This is a genomic window from Methylobacterium sp. E-041 (assembly GCF_022829665.1).
Classification (GTDB): domain Bacteria; phylum Pseudomonadota; class Alphaproteobacteria; order Rhizobiales; family Beijerinckiaceae; genus Methylobacterium.
In genome coordinates, this window is sequence record NZ_JAKSYQ010000271.1 from 1 (window position 1) to 1932 (window position 1932).

1 protein-coding gene is annotated in these 1932 nt (G+C 41.2%); it reads right to left on the reverse strand.

From position 1 onward, the window contains the following. Positions 1-154: 154 nt before the first annotated feature. On the reverse strand, positions 155-1174 hold the full coding sequence (locus MKK70_RS24500) for a glycosyltransferase family 2 protein (protein ID WP_243950478.1): 1020 nt from the start codon (positions 1172-1174) through the stop codon (positions 155-157). Positions 1175-1932: the final 758 nt, after the last annotated feature.

The window sequence follows — 1932 nt, forward strand, 5'->3', positions numbered from 1 at the left end:
AACTGCTGCCGCCGCCTTACCAAGGACTGGGAATGCCAAAGCCGAAAGGCCTTGGCATTCCTCGACTGGGTCTCCGTGCGTCCCTTGATCCGTAAGCTCTGCCAAAATGCAAATGATTCCGGATAGACTTTGAGACCTGCATCCCTAGCGAATTCTATTTACGCCGCGAAAATGCGTCTAACAAGACGTACTTTAAAAATCCCCCGCCCCATGAAAGATGTATTATAGGAAGTACCGACAACACGTGCAGGTAGCACAGTGACCGCTCCCTGTATAATGCAAATAAAGCAGATAATATTAATGAGGTTGAATATACCAAGAAAGGAGCTAGAAATATTGGGTTTAAAATTGCAAGAGGAATTAGAAAAATAAGGTATAAAACAAAAAATATAGGTAAGGATTGACGAATTCTCAGCATTTGTCGATTTTTCTGTGAATTCTGCGCACGTCCTTGGCCATATCTAAAATATTGCTTTGATAATGCAGCCGGATTGGACCTGGGGAAATACCTTACAACAATATCTGAGCAAAACCAAATTTTCCCTCCACTTTTTGTCAGTCTATGATCAAACTCTGCGTCTTCGTTCGCTGAAAAACTATCGTCGTATCCGCCTAATGCCAAAAAGCTACTTTTCTTTATTGCAGCATGGTGCCCATGGTCTACATATTTAGATTTATTTCCCATGCGATGGGCAGCCCCACCAGTTCCAAGGGCATTGTTTGACACAAAAGCAACCGCACGCTGAAAACATGAATTCCCAACAGTAAATAATCTTACTACAATACTTTCTGCATCGCGAGATTTTATTTCGTTAAGCAGGTGAAATAAGTAGTGCGAATCGTAATCAGCATGAGCATCCATGCGAATAATAACTTCAGACAATGGATTTGATTGAAGGACAGCTAAGTTTATACCAGAAGCTTGAATTTTTTGTGGATTATTAATTAGTTTTATATTTTCGTCTATCAAACAAAAGCGCTCAACGATATCGCGCGTTTTATCCGAACTACCTCCATCAACAACAATTACTTCTAAGATTGATTCTGGTTTGTTTTGTAATATGTTATTTAAAACAAATTCAATGTGCTTTTCTTCGTTTAGTACCGGAATAACTACGCTAGCAGTTGGCAACTGTTTCGAAGATTCGATACCGTTAGTTTTTACGAAACTCATACGATCCTACCTATGTTTCTTGGTTTTACTAAAAAACCATATCGTCATTTTAAGAAAAAACTAGGTTGGTATCATGGATAAATTATGCCTTATTCCGAGCAATATTATAAACTTAAACTGTCTGTTTAATCGAGCTTTATACTACGGCCATTGCTCACAGGAAAGCATTTTTTACACCAATCTATAGATATAATCCGAAAGCGTGATACACCTTTTGTAATCCATGCTTCGTTAGGCTTAATGCGCCTTTCCAAATGAATGCCGTTCTTAATCTGCCAATCTAAATTTGTAAATAGGATTGCAATTTTTAATATCAGTTAAATCATTTAGGTTTAAGATTTAATGTTAAACAATTTTTGCTATCGCCGTTTAAGATAGGAGGATACTAGTGATTCATAACGGCTACACCAAAGCTTTAAAGATCTTTAATATCATTTTCACGTGATTTCACTGTACTGCGCAGCTGAACCCTATTCGAAGGGGCAGCCGCGGGGCTTCTCTCGAACGGGAACTTGCCTTCGTTCACGGATCGTTAGCCATCCCTGATCAGCTTGCCGCCTCCGCCTTGGAGCAGGCTGATGATCCTGTCCTGTTCAACCCCCATTGAAGTGGTCCGTCCTTTGGTATGGCTTTTGAGCCTGTGGAGTTGACCCCGTTTGTGGTCCACGGCCTATGCAAGTTTTCGGGCTGTGACAGCTTGGTTGGCGAAGGCTCGGGGCGTCAAGCCGCCCAGGGCCGTATGGGGGCGATCTTCGTTG

Excerpts from the sequence above, each read along its gene's own strand:
- MKK70_RS24500 (WP_243950478.1), bottom strand. The coding sequence starts at position 1,174 with ATGAGTTTCGTAAAAACTAACGGTATCGAATCTTCGAAACAGTTGCCA.